A 25,178-nucleotide genomic window follows, 5' to 3' on the forward strand; every position below is an offset into this window, starting at 1 on the left:
CCGATGAGTATACAAGATGAAATGAAAAAAGCGGTCAATCCTGCTGCTTGGAAAAAAGCAAACCAGCGAATGGTGGCAAAAATGCTGTCCGAATATATGTATGAGGATATGCTTCATCCCGTTCAGCTAAATCATCAGGATGGCATCGCCCAATATGAATTAATCATTCACGAACAGAAGAAATATCGTTATCTCGCAAAACCTCGTTTGTTTGATAGTTTTGATACGATTGCTGAATCGATCGAGTGCTGTCAAGACGGAACGTGGACAAAGGATGTTAGTGCCATTGTGTTTTTACTAGACATTCAGCCGATCATCCCAATGTCTTCTGAAACAACTGGCCATCTGATCAAAGAGCTTCACCATACCTTGTTAGCTGATGTTCATTTGCTGTCGAAAAAAGCACTTCGTGCAGATGAGCTGACGGATACAGATTACGCATGGATTGAAGGCGAGATGACTGGTCATCCGTGGATCGTCTATAACAAAGGGCGTATTGGGTTCAGCTACGAGGATTACTTAGCCTATGCACCTGAAAGGCAGGAATGTGTGCAGCTGTCTTGGATTGCTGTTCACCGAGAGCTTGCGACTTTCCATGCGGTCGATCATGAGAACTATGAGCACATCATTGCCAAGGAATTAGACGAAGTCACGATTCGTCAATTCCAACGTGTGTTAAAGGATGAAGGGCTGAATGCGGCTGATTATTATATGATGCCTGTTCATAAATGGCAGTGGACACATATGATCATCCAACATTTCCCCGAAGATTTAGCGATGCGCCGTATTGTGTATTTAGGAGAAGGGCTGGATCAATATATTCCACAGCAATCGATCAGAACCTTTACGAACATCTCAAATAAAGGCAAGCATCATATTAAATTGCCAATGAGTATTTTAAATACGCTAGTGTACCGGGGGCTCCCATCAGAACGTACGGTGATTGCTCCTCGTATTACAGCGCATATTAAAGGCATCGCGGATCAAGACGTCTTTTTGTCCGATGTATGCCGCGTCATTTTACCAGGTGAGAATGCGAGTATCAATGTTGATCATCCTTATTACAGCAAGCTACCTGGTGCGCCATATCAATACCTTGAAATGCTTGGAGTCATTTTTAGAGAAAGCATTTATACGTATTTAGATGAAGGGGAGAGCCCTGTTACGCTGGCGGCACTGACGTATGAAGATCATGAAGGCGAGCCTTATCTGAAGCAGCTCATTGAAAAATCGGGTCTGTCAGCAAAAGAATGGATGGCGTCATTCTTCCATGTTGTCATGCCGCCGCTTCTGCACTTTATGTATCAATATGGCACGGTGTTTTCACCGCACGGACAAAATACAATTCTTGTATTAAAAGATCATAAGCCGCATCGTTTGGCGATCAAAGATTTTGTTGATGATGTGAACATTAGTGATCAACCGCTGCCTGAATTGGCTTCATTAGAAGAAGATCTAAAGGAAGTGCTGCGTAGTGAGCCGCCTGAGGGTCTTGTACAATTTATTTTTACGGGCCTGTTTATTTGCAATCTTCGTTACGTGTCAAACGTGTTAGACAATCACAATCTGTTAGATGAAACGACGCTTTGGCGCTTGCTTGCAGAAGAAATTCAGCAGTATCAAAAGCAATTTCCACAGCTAAAAGATCGTTTTGCTTTATTTGATCTATTCCAGCCTCAGCTGACAAAGCTTTGCTTAAACCGTAATCGCATGATTGATTATGGCTATGGAGATGGAGATGACCGGCCGCATGCATCAGAGCATGGCAAGGTCACAAATGCACTCGCTCAAGTTCTCTCATCCGTAGGCGAAAAGTAAATAAGAAAAGCTGTAGACAACATCTGTCTACAGCTTTTTGATTTTTTAAGAAAATGCTTGTGAGGCCAGGAAATAGAGAAGCGCAGGATCGTTCTGCTTTTCGTTCCCGCGAATCATCATAAAATGTGCGACGTTTGTTTTCGTAAATCCTGCTTCTACAAGTGATGCATGCAGGCGTTCAGCTGTTTCTTCCTGCATATCTAAACGAAAGGCGCCAGAATAAGACGTGAGAAGTGATTGAATGAGTGATAGCGCCGTTTGTTCATCGTTTGCTGCAAGCGGGCCAATCATCAGATTAGCTGGTGTTTCCACACCAAACGCGAAACCGGTGATTTCGTGGTGTTCATCCTTTGCGATCAGTTTAAATGCTGCTCGCTCCATTCGCTTTATTAAGAAGTTTGATCGATTGGTCCCTGCGCCTTTTTCATCCAGCCTTTCAATAGACGGGAGGTGCGTTTCATCAGCGGGAAAAAGATGAATCTGATGTGACGGATGAAGCGCACTAGGGTTTGTTTTTTGTGCTTTGTATGTATGAATATAACCGGCTGTCTGAAAGCCGATTTTTTCATAAACTGGCTGTCCTTGTACGGTAGCCGTTAAAACGACAGGGACACTTGGATCACTATGACGAAGCAGTGTGTCAATCATTTGACGGGCAAGACCGAGGCCTCGATGTGTCTCAGATACAATGACCGCTCCAATTGATGCCACTCTGTCATATTGAAAAAGTCCTGCGCATGAAATGACTTGTCCGTCAGTTGTTGTAAAACCGGTAAAATGTCCATTTGTTAAAAGAGATGTGAGCTCTTCCGCATTGTAATCAGGCCAGTCGACCTCTTTTGACAATGCGACAAGATCTGGTATGTCATCAAGTGTTAAAGATCGTTGAATAACGTTTGGCAATACACGCAACTCCTTCTTCGATGATTTCTCTACATGTATCGTACCATAAGAACGCATAAGAAAAAGGAAAAGGGAGCACCTTTTCCTTTTGTATAGTTTAATAATTGAGGTCACGATTGTATTCATATTCAAAGGTGAGCTGTAAGTTCTTAATTGAGACAACGCCTACTTTGATTAACCGTCCACCGATTAATTGAGGAACCTCGGTTGCATTAAAAGAAACAAAAAAGCGGTCTTTTGCTGGCACTTGACTTGTTTTATAAGAAGAGATGTCAACTTTTTGACCGTTCCAAGGTACGTTCACTGTTCCACCTTTTAAGGAAGAGACCGTGAATACATAATTATATGCATTTGTACTACCTTTTTCAGCTTCTAATGACAGGCCAGTGACAACGGCATCCTGCGGCAAGCTGCTTAAATCAAAAGAAGAATTGGGAGATCCGGCTTCATTGAAACTATTCAATGTGGCAGGTGATCCATATCGTTTGGTTGTGCCTTTTTCAATACTTTTATCAAAGACAATACGATACATGTTGTCCTCTTCATTTAATAATTGCTTTGGTTTAACGGCTAAGTAGTAGTCAGTGCTTGCGGCAATTTTCGGCATATGGATGATTTCATTTTGGTTGTTTGTTCGCACAGAGGAAGACACGAGTGATCCGCTCTGATTGTAAAGATAAAGATCGAAATCATTTCCAGCTTTCACATTGACGAGTTTGATAGAAAAGCGGCCATCTGCTCCATCAAATTTAGAGCTGGTGAACCGATAAAAATCAATGTCATTCATAGAAGAGATACTGCCTTCGTGATATAAATAGGTCTTGTTTAGATGAAGAGAGTGCTGTAAGAATTGAGCTTTGTCCATCGTATCATTGTTTGCATAATCACTGTCTGGATACAGATGCTCCAATTCTTCTGTATAATATTTTGTTTGTTTCGTAGAAGTTTCACTCGCTTGTGCAGGTGATTGGAAAAGAGGGCTAGCGATAAAGAGGCCTGTAAGCAATAAAACCCCGATCTTCTTTTTGAACATGACAAACATCTCCTTTTAAGTAAATAACTTTCATTTGTAATATCGGTAAATAAACGTAATTTTTCATATTTATGTCATTTTTAATGATAAAAAGAACCTCCTGGAATGGAGGTTCTTTGTTAATGAACGTTAAAATATCGAGCTTCAGGGTGAGATACGACAATGGCTGAAACGGATGCTTCGGGCTCCATCATAAACCCTTCTGTGAGATGAATCCCGATTTTTTCTGGCTGCAACAGATGGAATAGTTTTTCTTGGTCTTCTAGATTAGGGCACGCTGGATAGCCAAAGGAATAGCGCTGACCTTGATATTTGGCTTGGAACCGTTTCTCCATCGTGAAATCGACTGGGTCTGGGAATCCCCATTTATCACGAATTACTTGGTGCGTTCGTTCAGCCAATCCTTCTGCAAGCTCAAGTGCTAAAGCTTGGACCGCATGCATTTTTAAATAGTCACCCTCTTGTTTAAATTGCTGCGCAACCTCTCGTATGCGGGCGCCAGCCGTCACTGCAAATAAGGCGATATAATCTTTCTCGTTCTCTCCGCTTTTCCGCACATAATCAGAAATAGACCGGTACGGAAGTTTTTCCTGTCTTGGAAATTGGAATGTCTCAATGACGCGGTCAGGCGCTTCTGGATCATAGATATGCAGATCATTCCCATTTGAACTGGCAGGGAAGAATTGATAGACGAATGCAGGTGCAAACCAGTTTTTCTCTCTGCCTTCTTGAAGAAGATCTGTGATCAGTTGTTTTAATTCCAATGCTTTTGGATGCTGTTCAGCCAAGAGCTTTTTGACCTTTCCTTTTAAACCGAGGTGATGGCCGATCAGCATTTGCTCATTGACATAGGGCATTATGTGGTGCAAATCAATATCCCGTACATAATGGCGTTTCGTATTTTCTGGCGTGAAAATGGCTGCCTCCGGAAGTGTCGCGCGTTTTTCTAGTAATTCAATCACGGCTTTTGGCTGCTTTGTTTCTTTTTCCTTATGGAGTGTTTCTTGATCCTCTAAGGGTTTTGTTTGAAATTGAAGAGGGTTCGTTCTTAATTCATTCGCTAAAGACAGACCGTCCATTGCATCTTTGGCGTAAAGGACGGGGCCATCATATTGAGGCGAAATTTTCATCTTCGTAAACTTCCGTGAAAGCGCCGCGCCGCCCACCAAAATGGGAACAGAGATGTTTGCTTTTTGTAAATCTTGAGCGGTCAAGACCATTTGCTGTGCTGATTTGACAAGTAAACCTGATAATCCAATCATATCTGGCTTTTCTTTTTGCACCGCTTCAATCAATGTTTGTGGGGTTACTTTGATTCCGAGATCGACGACGTGAAAGCCATTATTGCTCAAAATGATGTCGACCAGGTTTTTCCCTATATCATGGACATCGCCTTTGACGGTGGCGAGGAGAATCTTCCCTTTGCCGCTTGCGTCCTTTTTCTCCATAAATTGCTCAAGGTATGAAACAGATGCTTTCATGACCTCAGCGGATTGGAGGACTTCAGCTACAATCAATTCGTTTTGATTAAAAAGCCGACCTACCTCTGACATTCCCTGCATTAATGGTCCATTGATGATATGAAGAGGTGATTCAAATTTTTCCAAAGCAAGGGCAAGGTCATCAATCAGTCCTTCTTTCGTCCCTTCGACGACATAGAGTGCCAGTCTTTCATCAAGCGATAAGGAGATCTTTGGTTTTTTCTCTGTTTTCTTTTTCCTGCGATAAAATTGGGTGAACTCAGCAAGGGTTTGATCATTTGTTTCATAAAGTAAAGTTTCAGCCAGCTTGATTTCTTCCTTTGGAATTGAAGCGAAGCGTTCAAGCTTTTCAGTATTCACGATCGCATAATCAAGCCCTGCTTTGACGCAGTGATACAAATAAACGGCATTCAATATTTCTCTACCAACTGGCGGGAGTCCGAAAGACACGTTACTAATGCCTAAAATGGTGAGACATTCAGGCAGTACTGCTTTGATTCGCTCAATGCCTTTAATCGTCTCTTCAGCAGCACCAATATACTGTTCGTCTCCAGTACCTACTGGAAAGACAAGCGGGTCAAAAATGATATCACTCGCAGGGATTCCATATTTTTTCGTGAGCAGGTCATGGGATCTTACGGCAATTTCAAGTTTTCGATCTGCTGTGACGGCCATCCCTGTTTCATCGATTGTTCCAACAACAAGTGCGCCGCCATATAGCTTGACAAGCGGAAGAATCTCTTCAAAGCGCTCTTCTCCATCCTCTAAATTAATAGAATTAATAATGGCTTTTCCTTGAGAATACATGAGTGCTTTTTCGATGACATGTTTATCGGTTGAATCAATGACAAAAGGAGCTTTCACTTTTTTCATGGCTTCTTTTAAAAAGCCTTCCATGTCTGCTATCTCATCACGATCAGGGTCTGCTAAACACACATCAATGACGTGAGCGCCATTTTTCACTTGAGCACGGGCAATTTCTGCTGCCTCTTCAAACTTTTGTTCTGCGATGAGCCGTTTGAATTTGCGTGAACCAATGACATTTGTGCGCTCACCAACAAAGAGGGGGCGCATCGCTTCTTCATAAATGAGGGGCTCGATTCCTGATACGGTATGCGGTGATGACTCATGCGACATGCTGCGGGGCTGAAGCGGACGTACTTCATCTGATAATGCCTTAATATGTGCAGGCGTTGTACCGCAGCAGCCGCCAACGATATTTAACCAGCCTTCTTTTGCAAAAGCGGCGATTTTTTTAGCAAGCGAAGCAGGGGATTCGTGATATTGTCCTTCTTCATCAGGGAGACCAGCGTTTGGATAGCAGCTGACAGCCGACTTTGAGATGGAGGAAAGTGTACGGATATGGTCTGTCATAAATTCTGGACCAGTTGCACAGTTTAGTCCGACGCTGATTGGTTTCATATGCTCAAGTGAGATATAAAAGGCTTCAATATCTTGACCGGCAAGGGTGGTGCCCATTGGTTCGATCGTCCCTGACACCATCAGTGGTAGCTCAATACCGGTTGCGTGAAAGGCTTCTTGAATGCCTTTAAATCCAGCTTTGACATTCAGCATGTCTTGACTCGTTTCTAAAAGAAGAGCATCACATTTCCCATCAATCAGGGCGCGGGCTTGTTCTTCATAATTTGCAACGAGCTCTTCAAACGTTGTGCCGCCTGTCACGGATAATGTTTTTGTAGTGGGCCCCATTGCGCCTACTACAAAGCGGGGCCAGTCTGGCGTCGACAAACGGTCTGCTTCACGCTTTGCCAGCTGAGCTGCTTTTACGTTCAATTCATAGGCGAGATGGCCAAGTCCATATTCATCGAGAACGAGCTTCGTCGCACCGAATGTATTTGTTTCAATGAGGTCAGCACTTGCCTCTAGGTATTGCCGGTGAATCGTGGAGATAATGTGAGGGGCTGTGACGTTTAAATATTCGTTACAGCCCTCATACTCTTCTCCGCCGAAATCCTCTGCTGTGAGATCGGCGTTTTGAATCATTGTGCCCATTGCACCGTCAAGGACGAGGATGCGTTTTTTGAGCTGTTCAGTGATAGTTGGCATGGATGTTTGGCTCCTTTTCTTTCTGATGGATGTAAGTTGTCAGTTCTGCTGTTAAATCTGATCGAAGGAAAGGGGTAATTAAATAGATACCATTAAACAATTCGCAAGCTGTATCTAATAAAGAGCGGGCAATCGCTAACCCTTCTGTCCGCTGCTTTTCTTTATTTTCGCCTGCCTTGGCCATAATCTCACGAATCGAGTCAGACAATTTAATGCCGGGAATTTCATGATGAATAAACTCTGCGTTTCGGCTGCTTGTTAGCGGCATAATACCGATGTAAATCGGTTTATCCAAATGTCGGCTTTCTTCATGAATCTTCACAAGCTGTTCCTCAGAGTATACAGGTTGTGAAATAAAATAATCGGCACCGTATTCGATTTTCTTCTCGAGGCGTTTGACTGCTTTATCAATATGACGGACATTTGGATTAAACGCGCCAGCCACTGAAAAATTAGTCTTTTTCCCGAGCGGCTTCCCGGAGAAAGATAGTCCCTCGTTAAATTGTTTGATCAGACGGATCAAATCAAAGGAGGTTAAATCATACACAGATGTCGCACCTGGGAAGTCTCCAATTTTAGACGGATCGCCTGTGATGGCTAAAATATCGGTTAGTCCAAGTGTGTCCAGCCCCATTAAGTGGGATTGGAGTCCAATCAAATTGCGATCACGACATGTGATATGGACAAGTGAACGCATATCAAGCTGCTGTTTTAATAAAGCGCCGCATGCCACATTGCTAATACGCGGGGTAGCTAGAGAGTTATCGGCCAGTGTGAGGGCATCAATGCCTGCACTTTTTAATTCGTTCGCTGCGACGAGGAATTTTTCAAAGTTCAGCTTCTTCGGCGGGTCTAGCTCGACGATAATCGAACGTTTTTTCACAGCCAGCTCGTCAAGACCTGGTTCTGTCCGTTGATCTTGGATGGAAATGATTTCTTCTTTTAATATTTTCACTTCTTTTTCGGTGATAGGTGCTAAATCTTTGACCGCCTCAGCCATGGCGCTAATATGCTGAGGGGTTGTTCCGCAGCAGCCTCCAATGATTCGTGCGCCCTGATTTCTAAACTCAAGTGCACTTTTTCGGAAATAATCATTATCTGTATCATAGACGAGTCTGCCTTCTTCAAGGGAGGGGAGACTGCTGTTTGGATAGACAGATAAATGAGAATTTTCCAAAAGTGGAACACCTTCAAGTGCCTGAATCATATGATAAGGGCCCAGCCGGCAGTTAATGCCGACGACATCAGCGCCAAGTGAGGATAATTCAGATAAACCGTCTTTTAGCGGTGTCCCGTCCTGCAATACACCTTGCTCATGCATGGAGACGTTCATGACAATCGGAAGCGCTGTTTCTTTGCGAGCAATCTCAAGAACGGCTTTTGCTTCTTCAATATCGTAATATGTTTCAAGCAGTAATCCATCAGGCTCTTCATTTAAAAGGATATAGAGCTGTTCTCTAAAGCTCCGTTTAATCTCGTCTAAAGAGTAGGCATTTTTGTTAAATGTTCGAATGCCACCGATCGTTCCAAGGACATAAGCTGAGCCAGCGGCTGCTTTGGCAATTTGTACAGCTTTTGTGTTAATGCGTTTTGTTTCTTCTTCTAAACCGTAGCGGGATAGTTTAATATAATTCGCACCGTATGTGTTCGTTTGAATAATGTCCGCTCCAGCTTGCACATATGCCTCGTGCACTCTTTTGACTTCATCTTCTTTTGATAAATTTAATTCTTCAAAGCAACGGTCAATGCCATAAGAGTATAAAAGTGTTCCCATTGCTCCATCAGCAATCAGTACGCGATTTTGTAAGTCTTGTAATAGGCCCATTGGTTTCCTCCTTATTTCTATGTAACAAAAAAAGCCTTCTGATAAGAAGAAGACTTTTTGGCTGTATGGAAATTCTTCTTCTTATCTTCCAAGCAGTTGCTTGCTGGATTTAGCACCTTGGTCATAGAAAATAGATTTCTACTACACCGGTTGCTGAGGCTTCACAGGGCCAGTCCCTCTGCCTCTCTTGATAAGAAAGCGATATGAACATGTCAATGAATTGAACTTCCATCAACTGTATCGAAAAAATCGGAAATAATCAATGGAAAATTTGAAATTTATCGAAAATTTATAAATTGGACGTCAATCGGTAAATCTGCCTTGCGCATAAGCGCAATCACTTCTTGTAAATCATCTTTATTTTTTCCTGTCACACGCACTTGGTCATCTTGAAATTGCGACTTTACTTTTATACCAGATTGTTTGATCAAGGCATTGATCTTTTTGGCATTGTCCTTATCAATCCCGCTAATCAGCTTTGCACGCTGGCGAACGGTTCCACCTAGGGCATGTTCTGTTTTTCCGTAGTCAATGTTTTTAGTCGGTACGTTTCGTTTAATCAGTTTTGTCACAAGGACATCCTTTAGCTGCTCCAGCTTGAAGTCATCATCAGAAATGAGAACGAGTTCTTCTTTTTCTAGTGAAATATCACTTTTACTTCCTTTAAAATCATAACGGTTTTTAATTTCTTTCAGTGCTGCTTGAATGGCGTTTTGCACCTCTGGCAGCTCCACCTTCGATACAATATCAAATGAACTTTCTTTTGCCATCACATATGACCTCCAACTATAGATATTGCGTCTATTTTATCATGCCCATAGGGGAAGAAGAAACTTTATCGAAGAGAGTTCAGATGTATGCGGTATAATTCAAGTACAGTTTGTCCACTTTAGCTAACAGAACTAGAGATGTTCATGATGACAGAAGTATAGTAGAATAAAGTGAATCAAAAGATGAACGAACGCTCTTTTAAGGGCAGATAGGAAGGAAGAGAACATGAGACCAGGTGAGCAACTGACCTTGCAAATAGATAACGAGATGGAATACGGCTACTTTTTAACAGATGGCGAAGATTCTGTTCTCCTACATCGCAGTGAGATGACAGAGGATATTGGAGATCGTGATGAAGTAGAGGTCTACTTATATGTAGATCATGAAGAAAGACTGGCAGCGACGATGAAAATTCCTAAAATCAATGCACATACATACGACTGGGTAGAAGTTGTAGACGTTGTAGAAGATATGGGTGCTTTTGTCGATATAGGTTTGTCAAAGGATGCACTTGTTGCAACTGAACACCTCCCGCCTTTTGAGGAAGCGTGGCCGAAAAAAGGCGACAAACTATACTGTATGCTCAAAGTGACAAGTTACGGGAGAATGTTCGCAAAACCAGCCACTGAAGATGTGATCAGTGAATTATTTACTGAAGCGCCAGAAACGTTAATGAACAAAGAAATTACTGGAACAATCTATCGCTTAATTGCGACAGGTTCTTTTATGCTGACAGATACAGGCGTGCGTGGATTTATCCACCGCACGGAACGAAAGGAAGAGCCTAGATTGGGATCGACCGTGACAGGACGCGTCATTGCAGTGAAAGAGGACGGAACTGTAAACGTTTCTCTGCTTCCGAGAAAGCAGGATGCATTATCTGTCGATGCAGAAGAAATCTTAACTTACATGAGAACGAGAAACGGTGCAATGCCTTACGGGGATAAAAGTGATCCAGAAGATATCCGGGAAAGATTTCAAATGAGCAAAGCAGCCTTCAAACGAGCATTAGGTCATCTGATGAAAAATGATCTTGTTTACCAAAAAGAAGGATGGACATACGAGAAAAAGTGAGCATTTGCTCGCTTTTTTTATTTTTGTCATAAATAATGGTTTTTTTCAGTGAAAAAAGTCATGAAAAAAGCTGAAAATCCTTCACTTTATCATTGAAACAATGACTCTCAAATCCGATAAATAAGGGGTAAGGATGATAAAAGGAGTGTGTTTTTGGATGAAAGTGAAGATTTCATTACTTCTGATGGCAGCTATGATCATGGTACTCGCCTCATGCAGCAATCAGCAGGGAGGACCACCGGTATCAAATACGAAGCATATTGGTGTCATGCTGACGGATGATGGTCTTGGTGATCAATCATTTAACGATTCATCATTTAAGGGATTAGAAAAAGCACGTGATGAGCTTGGCATTGAATTCGATTATAGAGAAATTGCAGAAACCGATACATATGAAAAAGGGCTGACCGAGCTTGTGAAAGATGGAAATGACCTGATCATCGGTGTAGGTTTCAGTATGCAAGAAGACTTAGAAAAGGTAGCGAAAAAATATCCGAAAAAGCAATTTTTACTCATTGATGCTGTGTCTGAATTGAAAAATGTCACATCAGTGACTTTTAAAGAAGAGCAGGGCAGCTATTTAGCGGGAGCACTTGCTGCCATGACAACAAAAAGTGATGTCATTGGTTTTGTGGGCGGAGTCGATGCAGAGGTGATCCATCGATTTGAACAAGGCTATCAAAAAGGCGCAAAATTAGTGAATCCGAAAATCAAGGTCGTATCCACGTATGCTGGCACATTTAGTGATGCAGGCAAAGGCAGTAAAATAGCGAAAGACATGATCAAAAAGAAAGCAGATGTTTTATATGCCGCAGCCGGTTATACGGGTGTTGGTGTATTAAAAGAAGCGCAAACGCAAGGCAAATATGCAATCGGCGTGGACAGCGATCAGTATTATACAGCTGAAAAAGCCGTTATTTCGTCTATGGTCAAAAAAGTAGATGAAGTCGTCTATCAATTCAGCGAACAGCTCGTCAAAAGCAGCAAAATCAAAAGTGGACATATCGTTTATGACTTAAGTAATGACGGAATCGATATGGCAAGAATCCGGGTGCTCAAAGATGCTGAGAAATTGACCAAAAAATTAAATGGACTGAAGCAAACACTTCTGAAAGAAGAGGGGGCAGCATCATGAGCTTACGCATCAAAATTTTGCTCAACTCACTCATTTCACTTCTTTTAGCGGTTGGCGTAATTGCCTTTATTATTGTGAGCATGACAAAGATTCAGTCATCAAGCGAAACAGAAGTTCAAACCTTACTGAATGTACAAAAAACGAAGGCCAGCTTTGAAAGTGTCGAACAAGCCATGACCAATTATTCCATGACCCTTTCAGATGAACAGCTAGAGGTCGTTCAAAACGATATATCGACAGCGAAAAAACAGCTGCAAACGTTAAACAAAAACGCAGGAAATATGAACAAAGAAGCCCTAACACGGTTAAATTCAAAGTTTGACACATGGACGCAAGAAGCAAACAATGCCATTGGTGAAAAAAATGCCTCTGATGCCAGACGAGTGGCTGCCAGAATTGACGGTGTTTTAAACGACGTGCATACGATGAATAAAAGAGCACAAGAAGCGTATGAATACCATTTAGAGGAGGCGGCAGACAATGTGCAAAGGATCATTACCAGCGCATCTGTCGCAGCCCTCACGCTGATTGTCATCGCCGTCTTTTTAAATATTGGGTTAACGAGATCCATTGTGACACCAATCAAATCCCTTTCTTACCGGGCAAAACAGATTGCCGAAGGAAACCTCGCTGTGGAGCGGATGAACATCAAGCGGAAAGATGAAATCGGTGGCTTAAATGAGTCGTTCAATCAAATGACGGATCAGCTGATTAGCTTGATTCAAGAAATCAGCCATGTCTCAAGCCAAGTAGAATCATTCTCGATTCAGCTAGATGATGAAAACAAAAAGCTTATGGAATCAGCCAATCAAGTGTCTGTATCGACAGACGAAATGGCGAATGGTTCACAAGCGATTTCAGAAGACCTTCAGCATGGCGTTAGTTTGATTGAGAAAATGGATGCACATGGCCGTAAGAATTCCGAAAGATCACATACAGTCATTCGTAGTACAGAGGATGCCATTGAAGCGGTAGAAAGCGGAAAGCACACGTTAACAGAAACAAAAGCAGCCATTGAAAAAAATACACGTGCGACGAGACAAATTGAAGAGTCAGCAGGAGAATTCACTCAGTACGCAAGCGGAATCTCCGCAATGGCCAAAACGGTTTCTGACATTGCGGACCAGACAAACCTCCTCTCACTCAATGCGGCGATTGAAGCGGCAAGAGCAGGAGAAGCAGGCAAAGGGTTTGCCGTCGTAGCGGACGAAATTCGTAAGCTCGCAGATGAATCGTCTCGTGCAACAAGACAAATTTTTGACATGGTGAGTCATATTGAAAAAGGCATTCAATCCATTAGCCAAACTGTACAAGAAGGGGTCAAGCTATCACTTCAGCAGCAAGATGCAATGGACAAAACCTCACACTCCTTTGAAGATATAGAAACAAAAGCACAACATATTAAGCAAGAAATGGCGGTCTTAAATGACCAAATTATTCAATCAACAGAGCTTGGCGGACAAGTGCTGCACTCGATTGAAAATATTAGTGCCGTTGTAGAAGAAACGGCAGCGGGCAGCGAAGAAATTTCTGCCTCGGCAAACGAACAACTGCAATCTTTCCATCAAATGAACAAACAAGTAGAAGAACTGATGAGTATGACAGCAAGGTTAAACGAAACCGTTCACCGATTTAAGCTATCATAAGAAAAGCACCCTTCCCGTGATGTTTCAGGGAAGGGTGCTTTTTATGATGGGCTGCCTGTAAAGAAGATGGCAAGTGTGCTAGGGCCTGAGTGGGACCCAACAGCTGCGCCGATGACCTGGATGTCGATTTCTTTTGGATGAAATTCGGCTTCGATTAATTGTCTCATTTCTTCTGCAAGTGCAGGGTCATCTCCATGACTAATGCCAACAGTTTGACTAGACCAGTCAGATCCGCGTTCTTTCATCAGCTCGATAATGCGTTTCAACAATTTTTTACGGCCACGAATTTTTTCAAGGGGTATCAGTTTTCCATCCTCAACGTGTAAAATGGGTTTAATACTTAACAATCCGCCAACAAATGCGGACGCTTTACTGATTCTTCCGCCTCTTGCTAAATACGATAAATCGTCTACAGTAAAAATATGTTGTAAAGATTCACAAAAATGCTTTACAGACGTTTCAATTTCTTGTATTGTATTTCCGTCAATGGCAAGTGATTGAGAGTGTTTGACAGCTAGTCCATAACCAAGTGAAGCACATTTAGAATCAATGATTCGTAAATCGAAATCAGGGTATTCTTCCTTCACTTCGTTTGCCATCATCACAGCGGTTTGGTATGTACCTGAAAGCTCTGATGAAAAGGCAACATAAATAGCGGATGTATGGGTTTGTGCTGCAGAAACAAAGGCTTCTTTGATCCGATTCGGTGAAGCTTGTGATGTTTTTGGACTTGCACCTTGTCTCATCGCATCAAATACTTGTTTTGGTTCAATGGTGATCAAATCCTCAAATTCCTGCTCGCCGAGTAATACACGCAGCGGAATGAGTGTCATGTTTTGTTCATCATAATAAGAAAGAGGCAGATCAGCAGCACTGTCTGCTATGATATGAACAGTCATCAAAATCCCTTCTTTCTAAAAAAATCAACCATATTTTACATCTTTTTAGCCTAACTATATCATAGAAAATCATTTTTTCGTGTTCAAATTCTAAATTTTAGGGAAAACCATAGAGAGAATGGTAAGTGGAGGAATGACAACATGTTCATTGGAGAAGCAAAAAAATTCATCGTCGTCGTCATTGGTGCCTTACTCAATGCGATTGGGCTGAATTTATTTTTAATCCCTGCTGACGTATATGCAAGTGGTTTTACAGGGGTTGCCCAGCTGTTATCTAGTTTAATCGATCAATATGCACCGTTTTATTTATCAACAGGAATCCTATTATTTATTTTAAACATTCCGGTTGGCATTTTAGGCTGGATGAAGGTTGGTCGTTCCTTTACTTTGTATAGCATTATTAGTGTGGCACTGACAACGATTTTCCTCGGCATTTTACCAGAGACAAGTGTTTCTGAAGATATTTTATTAAATGCTGTATTTGGCGGAGTCATTTCTGCACTTGGCATTGGGATTACACTGAAATATGGGGCATCTACAGGCGGCCTTGACATTATTGCGATGATTTTAGCGAAATGGAAAGACAAACCAGTGGGCACGTATTTCTTCATTTTAAATGGAATTATCATTTTTACAGCAGGATTGTTACAAGGTTGGGAGAAAGCTTTATATACCCTTGTCACATTATATGTGACGACTAGGGTAATTGATGCCATCCATACGAGACATGAAAAGCTGACGGCCATGATTGTGACAAAGAAAGCAGATGAAATCAAAGAAGCCATTTATGGAAAAATGGTCAGAGGGATTACGACTGTTCCGGCAAAAGGGGCATTTACCAATGAACAAAAAGAAATGATGGTCATTGTCATTACAAGGTATGAGCTGTATGAACTTGAACAAATTATAAAGGAAGTCGATCCAAAAGCCTTTACAAATATTGTTCAAACAACCAATATTCTTGGATTTTTCAGACGAGATTAAAAGGTGGGTAGAAGATGAAAAAAGGGTTAGTGCTTTTTCTCGTTCTATTGGTTTTAACAGCTTGTGGACAACAAAAAAAAGATGAACCAGACAAGGAGGTATCCGGTCAAATGGGAGAAAAAACCGTTGTACTCACAGTAGACCCCGTCCAAAAAGGTTCTTCGGTTCAATTTCATATGTCACTCAAAAATGAATCAGATCGAGATATTGAATTCACGTTTAACACAAGCCAAAAATTCGAATTGAGCGTGTACGATGAAGACGGAAATGAAAAATACCGTTACTCGAAAGACCGTATGTTCACACAAGCCATCCAATCCTTTGTGCTGAAAGCAGATGAAACATATGACTTCCAAGATGCGTGGTCAAACGGTGTGGAGCCGGGAACGTATGAAGCGGTCGTCACATTTAAAGGAAAAGCAGAAGGGCTAAAGCAAATCACTGAGAAGAAAACGTTCCAAGTGAAATAAGAGAATAAGAAAAGCTGTCCAGAAAATGGACAGCTTTTTTACCGTTAAAGATCATCAAGCAGGTCTTGGAACGTATGCAGCTGGTTTCTTTCTGCATCTGTCGAATTAGCAAATGCAGATGATACGGCGTTTTTAGCTCGCTGAACTGCTTGTTGACGCTCTAAACCAGATGGAAATGAAGAAGTAAGGGCTTCTTCAGTAAATGATTTGGCTTGATCAAAAAGTTCGTTTCTCACAATGAACCTCCAGAAGCATCAGTCTTCATATTTCCCCTGTCCTCCGCAGCTTCTTCAAGTGTGGAACGATACGGAAAACGTGCGTCATGCAGACTGACTGAATCTTTACCTTGTTGTATAAAGCGTTTCGATTTGCTTCTTTTACCCATTCGGAATCCGCCCCTTTACACAAGCTGACAGGACAACCTGTCTAACGGTAGTATGCCCGCTTCGACCTGCTATGTATGAATGGAAAAATTAAAGCGAGAAGTAATTCGTTAGGAATTTTGCAATCCCATCTTGTTCATTCGTATCTGTCACTTCATTAGAGACACGTTTCACTGCATCAATCCCGTTGCCCATTGCAACCCCGCATCCAGCAAATTCAAGCATCTCTAAATCATTGTCTTCATCTCCGAATGCCACAATCCGTTCCTGAGGCACACCGTAATAATCACTAATTTTTTGCAGTCCAACGGCTTTATTCATGCCTGTTTTAATGATTTCAATGACGTGCCACGGAGCAGCCCAGCGTCTGTGGTCAATCACTTCTGCATGAACATCTGTCAAATAGCTCCGGATCGCTCCGACGTCTTCTTCTTTTGCGTGAATTAAGACGCTTGTGACATTCTCTCCAAGATTGTCCCGAAGGTCTCCAACGGTCACTTTGTTTGCATTCATATTAAATATATCAATGAGCTTTTCATCATGATAATGGAAATACAAATCGTCTAGCACTTCAGCTAACACATTGTGCACTTTATATTCCTCACTAATATCCACAAGCTGTTTCACGACTTGAAGATCAAGTGATGTGTGAAATCTGCCCCATTTTTCATCAAGAGGATGATGGACAAACGCTCCATTAAAGTTCACAATCGGTGAATCGAGCTGCAATTGCTGATAATAAGGAGAGCTGGAACGAAATGGCCGGCCAGTTGAAATACAGACATGATGCCCGCTGTCTTTCACTTTTTGAATGACATCAAGTGTGTGTGCTGAAATCGTTTTATCGTCTTTTAATAACGTGCCATCCAGGTCAAGTGCGATTAGATAAGGTTTAGTCTCCATAAAATCTCCTTTGATCTGTAAGTAATAGGAGGCAGCTGGTGCGGGTGCCTCCACCTATAGTGTATCTTTATCACATCTTCGTTGTCTACATGTTAAAATAAACAAAGACGGGAATGATAAAGGAGGATTCATAAGCTGTGATCACCATTGATGAGCAAATGACGCACGATATTCCATTTTTACATATCGTAAAAGCTGAAAATAAAGACAAACCACTGCCACTTGTATTTTTTATACATGGATTTACAAGTGCACGCGAGCACAACTTACACTTCGCCTTTCATTTGGCGGAAAAAGGCATGAGAGTCATTTTGCCTGACTGTGCTTATCATGGTGTAAGATCAGAAAACCTCAGCTTAGAGGAACTGGCATCAAATTTTTGGGAAATCGTCCTAAACGAAATCCGTGAAATCGATATACTTAAGACACATTTTCAAGAAAAACAATTGATTGAAGCCGACCTAATAGGTGTTGCAGGTACTTCCATGGGAGGCATCACGACCTTTGGTGCACTCGCAAAACATGATTGGATTAAAGCGGCAGTCAGCTTGATGGGCAGTCCGAAATATACGACATTCCTACAAGCACAAATCATGGACATGCGTCACAAAGGGTTGATGAAAGATATCACGGACGAAGAAGTCAATCAGCAATTAGACGCTCTGCGTCCTTATGATTTAACGCTGCAAACAGATCGATTAAACAAAAGACCGCTGTTATTCTGGCATGCAGAAAACGATCCAGTTGTCCCTTACAGACATGCAAAAGCTCTTTATGACGAGTTAGCAGAAACCCAATATAAAGAAGATCCGCACCTGATTCGTTTTATTACAGATGGACAGGCTGGCCATAAGGTCTCAAGACAAGCGATGTTTGAAACCATTGACTGGTTTGTGACACATCTGAAAAGCACAAACGTTTAGCCAAAAGGAAAAGTACGTTATACTAGTTGAAAAAGGAGTGGATATCATGGATGAAGCATTGAAAGAAAATATTTTAGGCGCCCTAGAACAGGTGATTGACCCTGAGTTAAACGTAGACATCGTCAACCTTGGACTTGTCTATGATGTCGATCTTGATGAGAATGGAAAAGCGGATATCACAATGACTTTAACATCAATGGGCTGTCCTCTTGCACCAGTTATCGTCGATGAAGTCAAAAAAGCATTAAGCGACTTGCCTGAAGTGAAAGAAACAGAAGTTCACATCGTATGGAATCCACCTTGGACACGTGACAAAATGTCAAGATACGCTAAAATTGCGCTTGGTATTCAATAAGCACAAAATGAAAAATGCCTGGTATGAGATAAACTCGTACCAGGTTTTTTTATGAAAAATTAAGGTAGAGGAGGAGTATGGAATGATATAATGGATGTAATTTTATAGAACGGAGTACCTATAATGAAGCGAAAGTGGATATGGATCGTCCTTTTGATGGGATATGGTGCTGCCTTTTTTGCATCAGTCTCTATACGTGAAGGTCAAGCACACAAAAGACAAGGACTTGAGGCGTTTACAGATGTGAGTCACCTCATGCCGGTCAAAATAAAAAAAGTCGTGCAAGGAAAAGAAATAGAATCTTTAAAAGAAATATTAGAAGAAGCAAAAGAGAAGAATCTGCCCATTTCAATCGCCGGAAAGCAGCATAGTATGGGTGGCCACACGTATTATGAAAATGGCATTGTACTAGACATGACGAAATTTCGCCGAATCGTATCATTTAATGAAAAAAAGAAGACCATTCGGGTCCAAAGCGGCGCCACATGGGATGATATTCAAAAATATGTGAACCCATATGGTCTTGCAGTAAAGGTGATGCAATCTCAAAACATCTTTACAATTGGTGGCTCGTTAAGTGCAAATGCACATGGACGGGACATTCGCTACGGCTCACTTATTGACACTGTGCGCTCTTTCACACTGTTAAAAGCAGATGGAGAGATCATCACAGTAAAGTCTAGCGATGATTTATTTACTGCCGTGATTGGAGGATACGGCTTATTCGGTGTCATTTTAGATGTTGAGCTTTCCTTAACAAAGGATGAATTATATAAAATGGAGACAACCTCTCTACACTTCGATGAATACACTGATTATTTTCAAAAGCATGTAAAGAACAATAAAGAAGTGCGCATGCATCTCGCAAGAATCTCTACAGCGAAAACAAATTTTTTGAAAGAGATGTATGTGACGAATTATTCGCTTACTTCTGATCAACAGATCGATCCATACCGCGAGCTCAAAGAAGATCAGCTCGTCATCCCTTTAAAATTTATGCTCGGTCTTTCGAGAAGATTTGATATGGGGAAAGATTTGCTATGGAACTTGCAAAAGAAGTATTTTCAAAGTCAAAATGACCAGCTGATCACAAGAAATAACGTGATGCGGTCTGATTCTGCTTTTTTAGAATATGAAAATGAGTCAGATACCGATGTGCTTCAAGAATACTTTGTTCCAGTTGATCGTTTTCGTGCGTATATCGATGACATGAGAAGCTTTTTACAACAGGAAGAATTGAATTTAATGAACATCACGATCCGCTACGTACAAAAAAATGAAAAAGCGGATCTCTCATATGCGAAAGAAGATATGTTTGCACTTGTTTTGTTAGTGAATTATGGTTTTGAGAAAGAAGAGAAGGCAGAAGCAGAGCGGGTCATCCGGCAAATGACAGATATCACCTTGCGGCACCATGGAAGCTATTACTTACCATACATGCCTTATCAAACGAAAGCACAAATGAAACAAGCGTATCCAAAAACCGATCTATTCTTTCGAAAGAAAAAGCAAGCAGATCCAGATGGCAGATTTATCAACTACTTTTATGAAAGGTACAATACACAATGAATGCTAAAGCAATGAAATGGTTCGTCTATTCACAAAGTCTACTGTTTTTCGCCAGTAGTCTCATTTTCCCTTTTTATATTCTTTTTATTAAAAATGTTGGGTCGAGCTATTCTCAATTTGGTCTTGCTTATGGTCTGTTTGGTTTGAGCGGTGCGTTCATTCATTTATTATTAGGAAAACTTCCTGAAACGACCGACAGGCGTCTCTTTTTAATCATTCATTCGTTTGGTATGGCGTTTCTTCTTCTCCTTTTTCCACATATCACAGAAGTAGAGCAAGTTTATATGATTCAGCTTGCCTTAGGTGTGCTAGGTGGTGTTCAGAAGCACGGAGAGAAACTACTCGTCACCGAACTCACAAACGAGAAAAAGCGAATGAAAGAAGTTGGGCACTATCATTTTTGGACAGCGCTTTTTTCATCCATCGCCATTATGCTTGGCGGCCTGTTTGCTGATTTCTTCACCATTCATTTGATTTTTTATGCAAGTTCCCTATTATATTTATGCAGTGCGCTTCTGGTCCTCAATATGAAGAACAATAGATAAAATCCGCATGTCTCACGAAGATATGTGGATTTTTTTATGAAAAAAAATGAAAACAAATATTAAATATACAATTGAATTAATTTTTATACATGTTATAATGTTAAATAATTTCACAAAGATCAAGAGGGTGTATTGACGTTGAAAATAGGTATTATAGGTGCTACAGGGTACGGTGGTGTGGAATTAGTTCGTATCTTTAAGCAGCATCCACATGTGGAGGAATGTATATTGTATTCATCAAGTGGTGATGGGCAATTATACAGTCAATCTTATCCGCATCTGACAACGATTACTGACCAAACATTAAAAGCCATTGATCCGGCTACCATTGTGCAAGAAACAGATGCTGTGTTTTTAGCGACACCAGCAGGCGTTTCAAGTGAACTCACACCGAAGCTCATGAATCAAGGGGTGCCAATTATTGATTTATCAGGTGACTTGCGCATTCAAGATGGAACTGTTTATGAAGCGTGGTATAAACGAAGGGCAGCGGATGAAGCATCGGTTCAACAAGCTGTATACGGATTATCTGAATTGAATCGTGAAACCATTAAGCAAGCGGAAGTCATTGCAAACCCAGGCTGCTTTCCTACTGCAGTTCTTCTAGGATTAGCACCGCTGATGAAACAGAATTTAATCGATGAATCTATGATCATAATAGATGCAAAAACCGGGGTGTCCGGTGCAGGACGATCAGCCTCACTTGGCACACATTTTTCAGAGCTGAACGATAACTTTAAAATTTATAAGGTGAATGAACATCAGCACACACCTGAAATAGAACAAGTACTTAGAGAATGGAACCCGCAAACGGCGAACATCACATTTTCAACACATCTTGTCCCGATGACAAGAGGGATTATGGCGACGATGTATACACAATTGAAATCAGATGTCACAAAAGAAGAATTAATGAAACGGATGAAGGACTTTTATGAAGATTCCTATTTTGTAAGAGTGAGAGATCACGGGATATATCCGCAAACAAAAGAAGTATACGGCAGTAACTTCTGTGACATTGGCTTTCATTTAGATGAGCGAACAGGGAGACTGACGATTGTATCTGTCATAGATAATCTCATGAAAGGCGCAGCCGGCCAAGCGGTTCAAAACTTCAATATCATCAAAGGCTTACATGAAGAGGCGGGCCTCACAATGACACCTCTCTATCCATAAGAACAGGGGAGACAACAAACATGATCGAATTGAATGAAAAAAGTATTGTCAAAATAGACGGGGACGTATCATCACCAAAAGGTTTTGAAGCAAAGGGGATTCATATAGGATTACGCTATTCAAAAAAAGACCTTGGCTTGATCATCAGTGAAGTACCAGCAGCGAGTGCAGCGGTATACACTCAAAGTCACTTTCAAGCTGCGCCTCTTCAAGTCACACAAAAAAGCTTGAAAAAGACGGGCAAACTAAAAGGTGTCATTGTCAATAGTGCGATCGCCAACGCATGTACAGGTGAGCAGGGATTAAAAGATGCATACGACATGCAGGCAGCCTGTGCAGACATGTTAGGGACAGAGCCTGATTACATTGCTGTTTCTTCTACTGGTGTCATTGGAGAGTGTCTGGATATGGATAAAATCAAAACAGGCATCGCTCAGCTAAAAGAAGCAAAAGCAGGAAATGGCCACTTTGAAGAAGCGATTCTAACAACAGATACAGTCATTAAAAATACGACATACTCCTTGACGATAGACGGGAAAGAGATTCTCATTTCTGGTGCAGCAAAAGGCTCTGGTATGATTCATCCGAACATGGCAACAATGCTCGGGTTTGTCACAACCGATGCAAATGTCGAACAAGAAGCTTTGCAAAATGCTCTTCGTGACATCACAGATGTGACGTTTAATCAAATTACCGTCGATGGAGAAACATCAACTAACGATATGGTGCTTGTGATGGCAAATGGAATGGCAGAAAACCAGGCACTGAATGAAGAACATCCAGAATGGCCATTGTTTAAAGAAGGATTAAAACTAGCCTGTGAAGACCTAGCAAAAGAGATTGCAAGAGACGGAGAAGGCGCAACTAAATTAATCGAAGCGAAAGTTGTTGGTGCAAAAAACAACTTAGAAGCTGGTATTATTGCAAAAAAAATCGTAGGTTCAAGTCTTGTGAAAACAGCCGTATACGGTACGGACGCCAACTGGGGACGGATTGTCGGAGCAATCGGTCATAGCGCAGCTTCTGTCACGCCAGAAGAGGTTGAAGTTTACTTAGGCGGGCAATGTCTGTTTAAACATAATGAACCTCAGTCTTTCTCAGAAGAGGAAGCAAAAGCGTATCTAGAGCAGGATGAGATTACGATTTTCATTCAAATGAATGAAGGAAATGGTGAAGCGGCCGCATGGGGCTGTGACCTTACCTATGATTATGTGAAAATTAACGCGAGCTATCGCACATAATGAAGGAGATAGACATGGATAAAACGATCGTGTTCAAGTGTGGAGGCAGTGTCATTCGAGAACTTTCCGATACCTTTTATGAAAATGTCCGCTCACTTCAAGCTGCTGGATTTAAACTGGCTATCGTACATGGCGGGGGTCCTGAAATCACGAGCATGCTGCAAAAATTAGAAGTGAAAACGGAATTTGTAGATGGACAGCGCAAAACAACAAAGCCGGTGTTAGAGGTAGCCGAAATGGTCCTTTCAGGAACGGTGAATAAATACTTTGTTTCAGAGCTGGCAAAGCATGATATATCATCTGTCGGTGTATCTGGTAAAGATGGACAGATGCTTGTCGCCGATTTTCTCGATCAAGATGTATATGGGTACGTTGGCGAAATCAAAGAAGTCAATCCAGAGATGGCAGAAGCACTAATGGAGAAACAATTCATTCCCGTCATTGCGCCGCTATCTATGACCGAAGAATGCCAAACGTTAAATGTAAATGCTGATCTTGCAGCATCAGCAGTCGCAGGAGCTATGAAAGCTGATAAGCTCATGTTTGTCACAGATGTGGAAGGAATTTTAAAAAATGGTGAGCTGTTAGACGTTGTCACCGAACAAGAAGCGCTCAAGCTCATCGATGAAGGTATTATTTCCGGGGGAATGATTCCAAAAGTGCAATCTGCGCTAAGTGCTTTATCAGGAGATGTGGATGAAGTCATGATTGTGAATGGAAAAGGTAGTATTTTTACAGGAGATACCTTTAAAGGAACTCGAATTGTAAAACAAAAGGAGGCGGTCCTGTGAGTCATCTCTTTCAAACGTACGGACGGTGGAATGTTGAAATTAAAGAGGCAGAAGGTTCTTGGGCAGTTGATACAACTGGGAAAAAATATTTAGACTTTATACAAGGCATTGCGGTGACGAATTTAGGTCACAATCATCCAAAGGTCAATCAAGCCATCAAGAAGCAGCTTGACGAGGTCTGGCACGTATCAAATCTATTTGAAAATGGACTGCAAGAAAAAGCAGCGGAAAAGCTGGCAGCCAACAGTTCAGGAGATCTCGTATTTTTCTGCAACAGCGGGGCTGAAGCGAATGAAGGGGCTATCAAATTGGCCCGAAAAGCAACAGGTAAAACAAATATTGTGACGTTTTTGCACTCTTTCCATGGGCGTACGTATGCTGGTATGGCTGCCACAGGTCAAGATAAAATCAAAACTGGTTTTGGACCGATGCTGGAAGGCTTTCATTATGTACCGTTTAATGACCCTGAAGCGATCACAGCGTGTGAAATCGATGATGTCGCAGCGGTCATGCTGGAAGTGGTGCAAGGTGAAGGTGGAGTGAATCCAGCTACAGCTGAATTTCTAGAAGCCGTTCAAACGTTTTGCAAAAAACATCAAGCACTGCTGATTGTAGATGAAATCCAAACGGGTATTGGGCGAACAGGGACAGCATTTGCCTATGAGCAATCGGGACTTGATCCTGATATTATTTCAGCCGCAAAAGGTTTAGGAAATGGATTTCCAGTCGGTGCAGTGATAGGGAAAAAAGCTTTAGGGGATGCATTTTCTCCAGGCTCTCATGGCACAACATTTGGTGGCAATATGCTCGCTATGTCAGCTGTGAACGCAACTCTTGATGTAATATTCAAAGAAGACTTTCTTTCAGAAGTGAAAGAAAAGGGTGCGTACCTTTTAAAGAGACTGCAAGAAGTCAAACAGCTGAACATCGTGAAAGAAGTACGGGGCAAAGGATTAATGGCAGGAATTGAGTGTCATCAGCCAGTAGGTGATTACATCACAGCCCTTCGAGCGCAAGGTTTGCTGGTGCTTCCAGCTGGTCCGAATGTCATTCGTTTATTACCTCCGCTGAATGTCAAAAAAGTTGAATTGGATCAAGCCATTGAAGCAATCATTCAAGTGTTAGCAAATGAAGCAGTAACGGTCTAAATTTTTTTACACCAGAACGCATAAACATGCATTTATAT

At 41.6% G+C, this 25,178-nt stretch carries 23 protein-coding genes and 1 riboswitch; of the genes, 14 read left to right on the top strand and 9 right to left on the bottom strand.

Annotated features, from left to right (window positions below; all coding sequences use genetic code 11):
• The first annotated feature begins 3 nt into the window (after positions 1–3).
• Positions 4–1,818, top strand: a complete 1,815-nt coding sequence (locus tag NST09_RS05480; protein WP_017366993.1) for an IucA/IucC family siderophore biosynthesis protein — start codon at positions 4–6, stop codon at positions 1,816–1,818.
• 45 nt (positions 1,819–1,863) lie between these two features.
• On the opposite strand, the gene NST09_RS05485 is transcribed toward NST09_RS05480, so the two are convergent.
• From NST09_RS05485 to NST09_RS05505, 5 genes are all read right to left on the bottom strand, one after another.
• Entirely contained in the window at positions 1,864–2,721 is an 858-nt protein-coding gene (locus NST09_RS05485; RefSeq protein ID WP_342493417.1) for a GNAT family N-acetyltransferase, read from the bottom strand.
• Between the two features lie 97 nt (positions 2,722–2,818).
• Entirely contained in the window at positions 2,819–3,754 is a 936-nt protein-coding gene (locus NST09_RS05490; protein ID WP_008348558.1) for a hypothetical protein, read from the bottom strand.
• Positions 3,755–3,873: 119 nt separating this feature from the next.
• Positions 3,874–7,302 carry a methionine synthase gene (gene metH / locus NST09_RS05495; RefSeq protein WP_342493418.1) on the bottom strand — a complete coding sequence of 1,143 codons (3,429 nt, stop codon included), beginning with the start codon at positions 7,300–7,302 and terminating at the stop codon, positions 3,874–3,876.
• Positions 7,286–9,127, bottom strand: a complete 1,842-nt coding sequence (locus NST09_RS05500; protein ID WP_046527338.1) for a bifunctional homocysteine S-methyltransferase/methylenetetrahydrofolate reductase — start codon at positions 9,125–9,127, stop codon at positions 7,286–7,288. Before NST09_RS05500 ends, metH begins: the two co-directional genes overlap by 17 nt.
• 78 nt (positions 9,128–9,205) lie before the next feature.
• Positions 9,206–9,324, bottom strand: a riboswitch (SAM riboswitch).
• A gap of 81 nt (positions 9,325–9,405) precedes the next feature.
• Complete coding sequence (locus tag NST09_RS05505) at positions 9,406–9,897, bottom strand: YajQ family cyclic di-GMP-binding protein (RefSeq protein WP_007499076.1); 492 nt, start codon at positions 9,895–9,897, stop codon at positions 9,406–9,408.
• Positions 9,898–10,123: 226 nt separating this feature from the next.
• On the opposite strand from NST09_RS05505, the gene NST09_RS05510 reads away from it, so the two are divergent.
• From NST09_RS05510 to NST09_RS05520, 3 genes are all read left to right on the top strand, one after another.
• The gene (locus NST09_RS05510) at positions 10,124–10,972 is read left to right on the top strand and encodes a S1 RNA-binding domain-containing protein (protein WP_017360190.1); all 849 of its coding nucleotides are present in this window, start codon (positions 10,124–10,126) and stop codon (positions 10,970–10,972) included.
• A 157-nt stretch (positions 10,973–11,129) separates the two neighbouring features.
• Positions 11,130–12,107, top strand: coding sequence for a BMP family ABC transporter substrate-binding protein (locus tag NST09_RS05515; RefSeq protein WP_035392456.1), 978 nt, complete (start codon positions 11,130–11,132; stop codon positions 12,105–12,107).
• Positions 12,104–13,753 carry a methyl-accepting chemotaxis protein gene (locus tag NST09_RS05520; protein WP_342493419.1) on the top strand — a complete coding sequence of 550 codons (1,650 nt, stop codon included), beginning with the start codon at positions 12,104–12,106 and terminating at the stop codon, positions 13,751–13,753. The genes NST09_RS05515 and NST09_RS05520 overlap by 4 nt, the downstream gene beginning before the upstream one ends.
• A 41-nt stretch (positions 13,754–13,794) precedes the next feature.
• Here the strand turns inward: NST09_RS05520 and NST09_RS05525 are convergent, their stop codons facing one another.
• On the bottom strand, positions 13,795–14,652 hold the full coding sequence (locus NST09_RS05525; protein WP_342493420.1) for a DegV family protein: 858 nt from the start codon (positions 14,650–14,652) through the stop codon (positions 13,795–13,797).
• 141 nt (positions 14,653–14,793) lie between these two features.
• Between NST09_RS05525 and NST09_RS05530 the strand changes: the two genes are divergently transcribed.
• Together NST09_RS05530 and NST09_RS05535 are read left to right on the top strand one after the other, a co-directional pair.
• A complete protein-coding gene (locus NST09_RS05530) occupies positions 14,794–15,636 on the top strand; it encodes a YitT family protein (protein WP_007499067.1) in 843 nt (280 codons plus the stop codon).
• A 14-nt stretch (positions 15,637–15,650) separates the two neighbouring features.
• Positions 15,651–16,106: a BsuPI-related putative proteinase inhibitor gene (locus NST09_RS05535; protein ID WP_342493421.1), complete on the top strand. Its 456-nt coding sequence runs from the start codon at positions 15,651–15,653 to the stop codon at positions 16,104–16,106.
• A gap of 44 nt (positions 16,107–16,150) precedes the next feature.
• On the opposite strand, the gene NST09_RS05540 is transcribed toward NST09_RS05535, so the two are convergent.
• The 3 genes from NST09_RS05540 to NST09_RS05550 form a co-directional block, all read right to left on the bottom strand.
• Positions 16,151–16,342 carry a DUF3813 domain-containing protein gene (locus tag NST09_RS05540; protein WP_008348541.1) on the bottom strand — a complete coding sequence of 64 codons (192 nt, stop codon included), beginning with the start codon at positions 16,340–16,342 and terminating at the stop codon, positions 16,151–16,153.
• Positions 16,339–16,491 carry a hypothetical protein gene (locus NST09_RS05545; protein ID WP_008348539.1) on the bottom strand — a complete coding sequence of 51 codons (153 nt, stop codon included), beginning with the start codon at positions 16,489–16,491 and terminating at the stop codon, positions 16,339–16,341. Before NST09_RS05545 ends, NST09_RS05540 begins: the two co-directional genes overlap by 4 nt.
• Positions 16,492–16,579: 88 nt before the next feature.
• Complete coding sequence (locus NST09_RS05550) at positions 16,580–17,392, bottom strand: Cof-type HAD-IIB family hydrolase (RefSeq protein ID WP_039167379.1); 813 nt, start codon at positions 17,390–17,392, stop codon at positions 16,580–16,582.
• Between the two features lie 137 nt (positions 17,393–17,529).
• Here NST09_RS05550 and NST09_RS05555 point away from each other — a divergent pair, with 137 nt between their 5' ends.
• From NST09_RS05555 to NST09_RS05590, 8 genes are all read left to right on the top strand, one after another.
• Positions 17,530–18,315, top strand: coding sequence for an alpha/beta fold hydrolase (locus NST09_RS05555; protein WP_342493422.1), 786 nt, complete (start codon positions 17,530–17,532; stop codon positions 18,313–18,315).
• A gap of 46 nt (positions 18,316–18,361) precedes the next feature.
• Complete coding sequence (locus NST09_RS05560; RefSeq protein ID WP_003211530.1) at positions 18,362–18,670, top strand: metal-sulfur cluster assembly factor; 309 nt, start codon at positions 18,362–18,364, stop codon at positions 18,668–18,670.
• A 123-nt stretch (positions 18,671–18,793) separates the two neighbouring features.
• A complete protein-coding gene (locus NST09_RS05565; protein WP_342493423.1) occupies positions 18,794–20,239 on the top strand; it encodes an FAD-binding oxidoreductase in 1,446 nt (481 codons plus the stop codon).
• Positions 20,236–20,784 carry an MFS transporter gene (locus NST09_RS05570; protein WP_008348533.1) on the top strand — a complete coding sequence of 183 codons (549 nt, stop codon included), beginning with the start codon at positions 20,236–20,238 and terminating at the stop codon, positions 20,782–20,784. Before NST09_RS05565 ends, NST09_RS05570 begins: the two co-directional genes overlap by 4 nt.
• Positions 20,785–20,922: 138 nt before the next feature.
• A complete protein-coding gene (gene argC, locus NST09_RS05575; protein WP_035392660.1) occupies positions 20,923–21,960 on the top strand; it encodes an N-acetyl-gamma-glutamyl-phosphate reductase in 1,038 nt (345 codons plus the stop codon).
• 20 nt (positions 21,961–21,980) lie between these two features.
• The gene (gene argJ, locus NST09_RS05580; RefSeq protein WP_007499060.1) at positions 21,981–23,201 is read left to right on the top strand and encodes a bifunctional ornithine acetyltransferase/N-acetylglutamate synthase; all 1,221 of its coding nucleotides are present in this window, start codon (positions 21,981–21,983) and stop codon (positions 23,199–23,201) included.
• 14 nt (positions 23,202–23,215) lie between these two features.
• The gene (gene argB / locus NST09_RS05585; RefSeq protein ID WP_017360181.1) at positions 23,216–23,992 is read left to right on the top strand and encodes an acetylglutamate kinase; all 777 of its coding nucleotides are present in this window, start codon (positions 23,216–23,218) and stop codon (positions 23,990–23,992) included.
• On the top strand, positions 23,989–25,140 hold the full coding sequence (locus NST09_RS05590; RefSeq protein WP_216099307.1) for an acetylornithine transaminase: 1,152 nt from the start codon (positions 23,989–23,991) through the stop codon (positions 25,138–25,140). The genes argB and NST09_RS05590 overlap by 4 nt, the downstream gene beginning before the upstream one ends.
• The last annotated feature ends 38 nt before the right edge of the window (positions 25,141–25,178 follow it).

Origin of the sequence: Bacillus sp. FSL W7-1346 (genome assembly GCF_038593335.1) — a bacterium.
Lineage (GTDB): Bacteria > Bacillota > Bacilli > Bacillales > Bacillaceae > Bacillus > Bacillus altitudinis.

Bases quoted from the DNA above. Each gene is read 5' to 3' on its own strand.
- NST09_RS05480 (WP_017366993.1), top strand. From the start codon at position 4: ATGAGTATACAAGATGAAATGAAAAAAGCGGTCAATCCTGCTGCTTGG.
- NST09_RS05490 (WP_008348558.1), bottom strand. From the start codon at position 3,754: ATGTTCAAAAAGAAGATCGGGGTTTTATTGCTTACAGGCCTCTTTATC.
- metH (WP_342493418.1), bottom strand. From the start codon at position 7,302: ATGCCAACTATCACTGAACAGCTCAAAAAACGCATCCTCGTCCTTGAC.
- NST09_RS05500 (WP_046527338.1), bottom strand. From the start codon at position 9,127: ATGGGCCTATTACAAGACTTACAAAATCGCGTACTGATTGCTGATGGA.
- NST09_RS05505 (WP_007499076.1), bottom strand. From the start codon at position 9,897: ATGGCAAAAGAAAGTTCATTTGATATTGTATCGAAGGTGGAGCTGCCA.
- NST09_RS05510 (WP_017360190.1), top strand. From the start codon at position 10,124: ATGAGACCAGGTGAGCAACTGACCTTGCAAATAGATAACGAGATGGAA.
- NST09_RS05515 (WP_035392456.1), top strand. From the start codon at position 11,130: ATGAAAGTGAAGATTTCATTACTTCTGATGGCAGCTATGATCATGGTA.
- NST09_RS05520 (WP_342493419.1), top strand. From the start codon at position 12,104: ATGAGCTTACGCATCAAAATTTTGCTCAACTCACTCATTTCACTTCTT.
- NST09_RS05525 (WP_342493420.1), bottom strand. From the start codon at position 14,652: ATGACTGTTCATATCATAGCAGACAGTGCTGCTGATCTGCCTCTTTCT.
- NST09_RS05530 (WP_007499067.1), top strand. From the start codon at position 14,794: ATGTTCATTGGAGAAGCAAAAAAATTCATCGTCGTCGTCATTGGTGCC.
- NST09_RS05535 (WP_342493421.1), top strand. From the start codon at position 15,651: ATGAAAAAAGGGTTAGTGCTTTTTCTCGTTCTATTGGTTTTAACAGCT.
- NST09_RS05545 (WP_008348539.1), bottom strand. From the start codon at position 16,491: ATGGGTAAAAGAAGCAAATCGAAACGCTTTATACAACAAGGTAAAGAT.
- NST09_RS05550 (WP_039167379.1), bottom strand. From the start codon at position 17,392: ATGGAGACTAAACCTTATCTAATCGCACTTGACCTGGATGGCACGTTA.
- NST09_RS05560 (WP_003211530.1), top strand. From the start codon at position 18,362: ATGGATGAAGCATTGAAAGAAAATATTTTAGGCGCCCTAGAACAGGTG.
- NST09_RS05565 (WP_342493423.1), top strand. From the start codon at position 18,794: ATGAAGCGAAAGTGGATATGGATCGTCCTTTTGATGGGATATGGTGCT.
- NST09_RS05570 (WP_008348533.1), top strand. From the start codon at position 20,236: ATGAATGCTAAAGCAATGAAATGGTTCGTCTATTCACAAAGTCTACTG.
- argJ (WP_007499060.1), top strand. From the start codon at position 21,981: ATGATCGAATTGAATGAAAAAAGTATTGTCAAAATAGACGGGGACGTA.
- argB (WP_017360181.1), top strand. From the start codon at position 23,216: ATGGATAAAACGATCGTGTTCAAGTGTGGAGGCAGTGTCATTCGAGAA.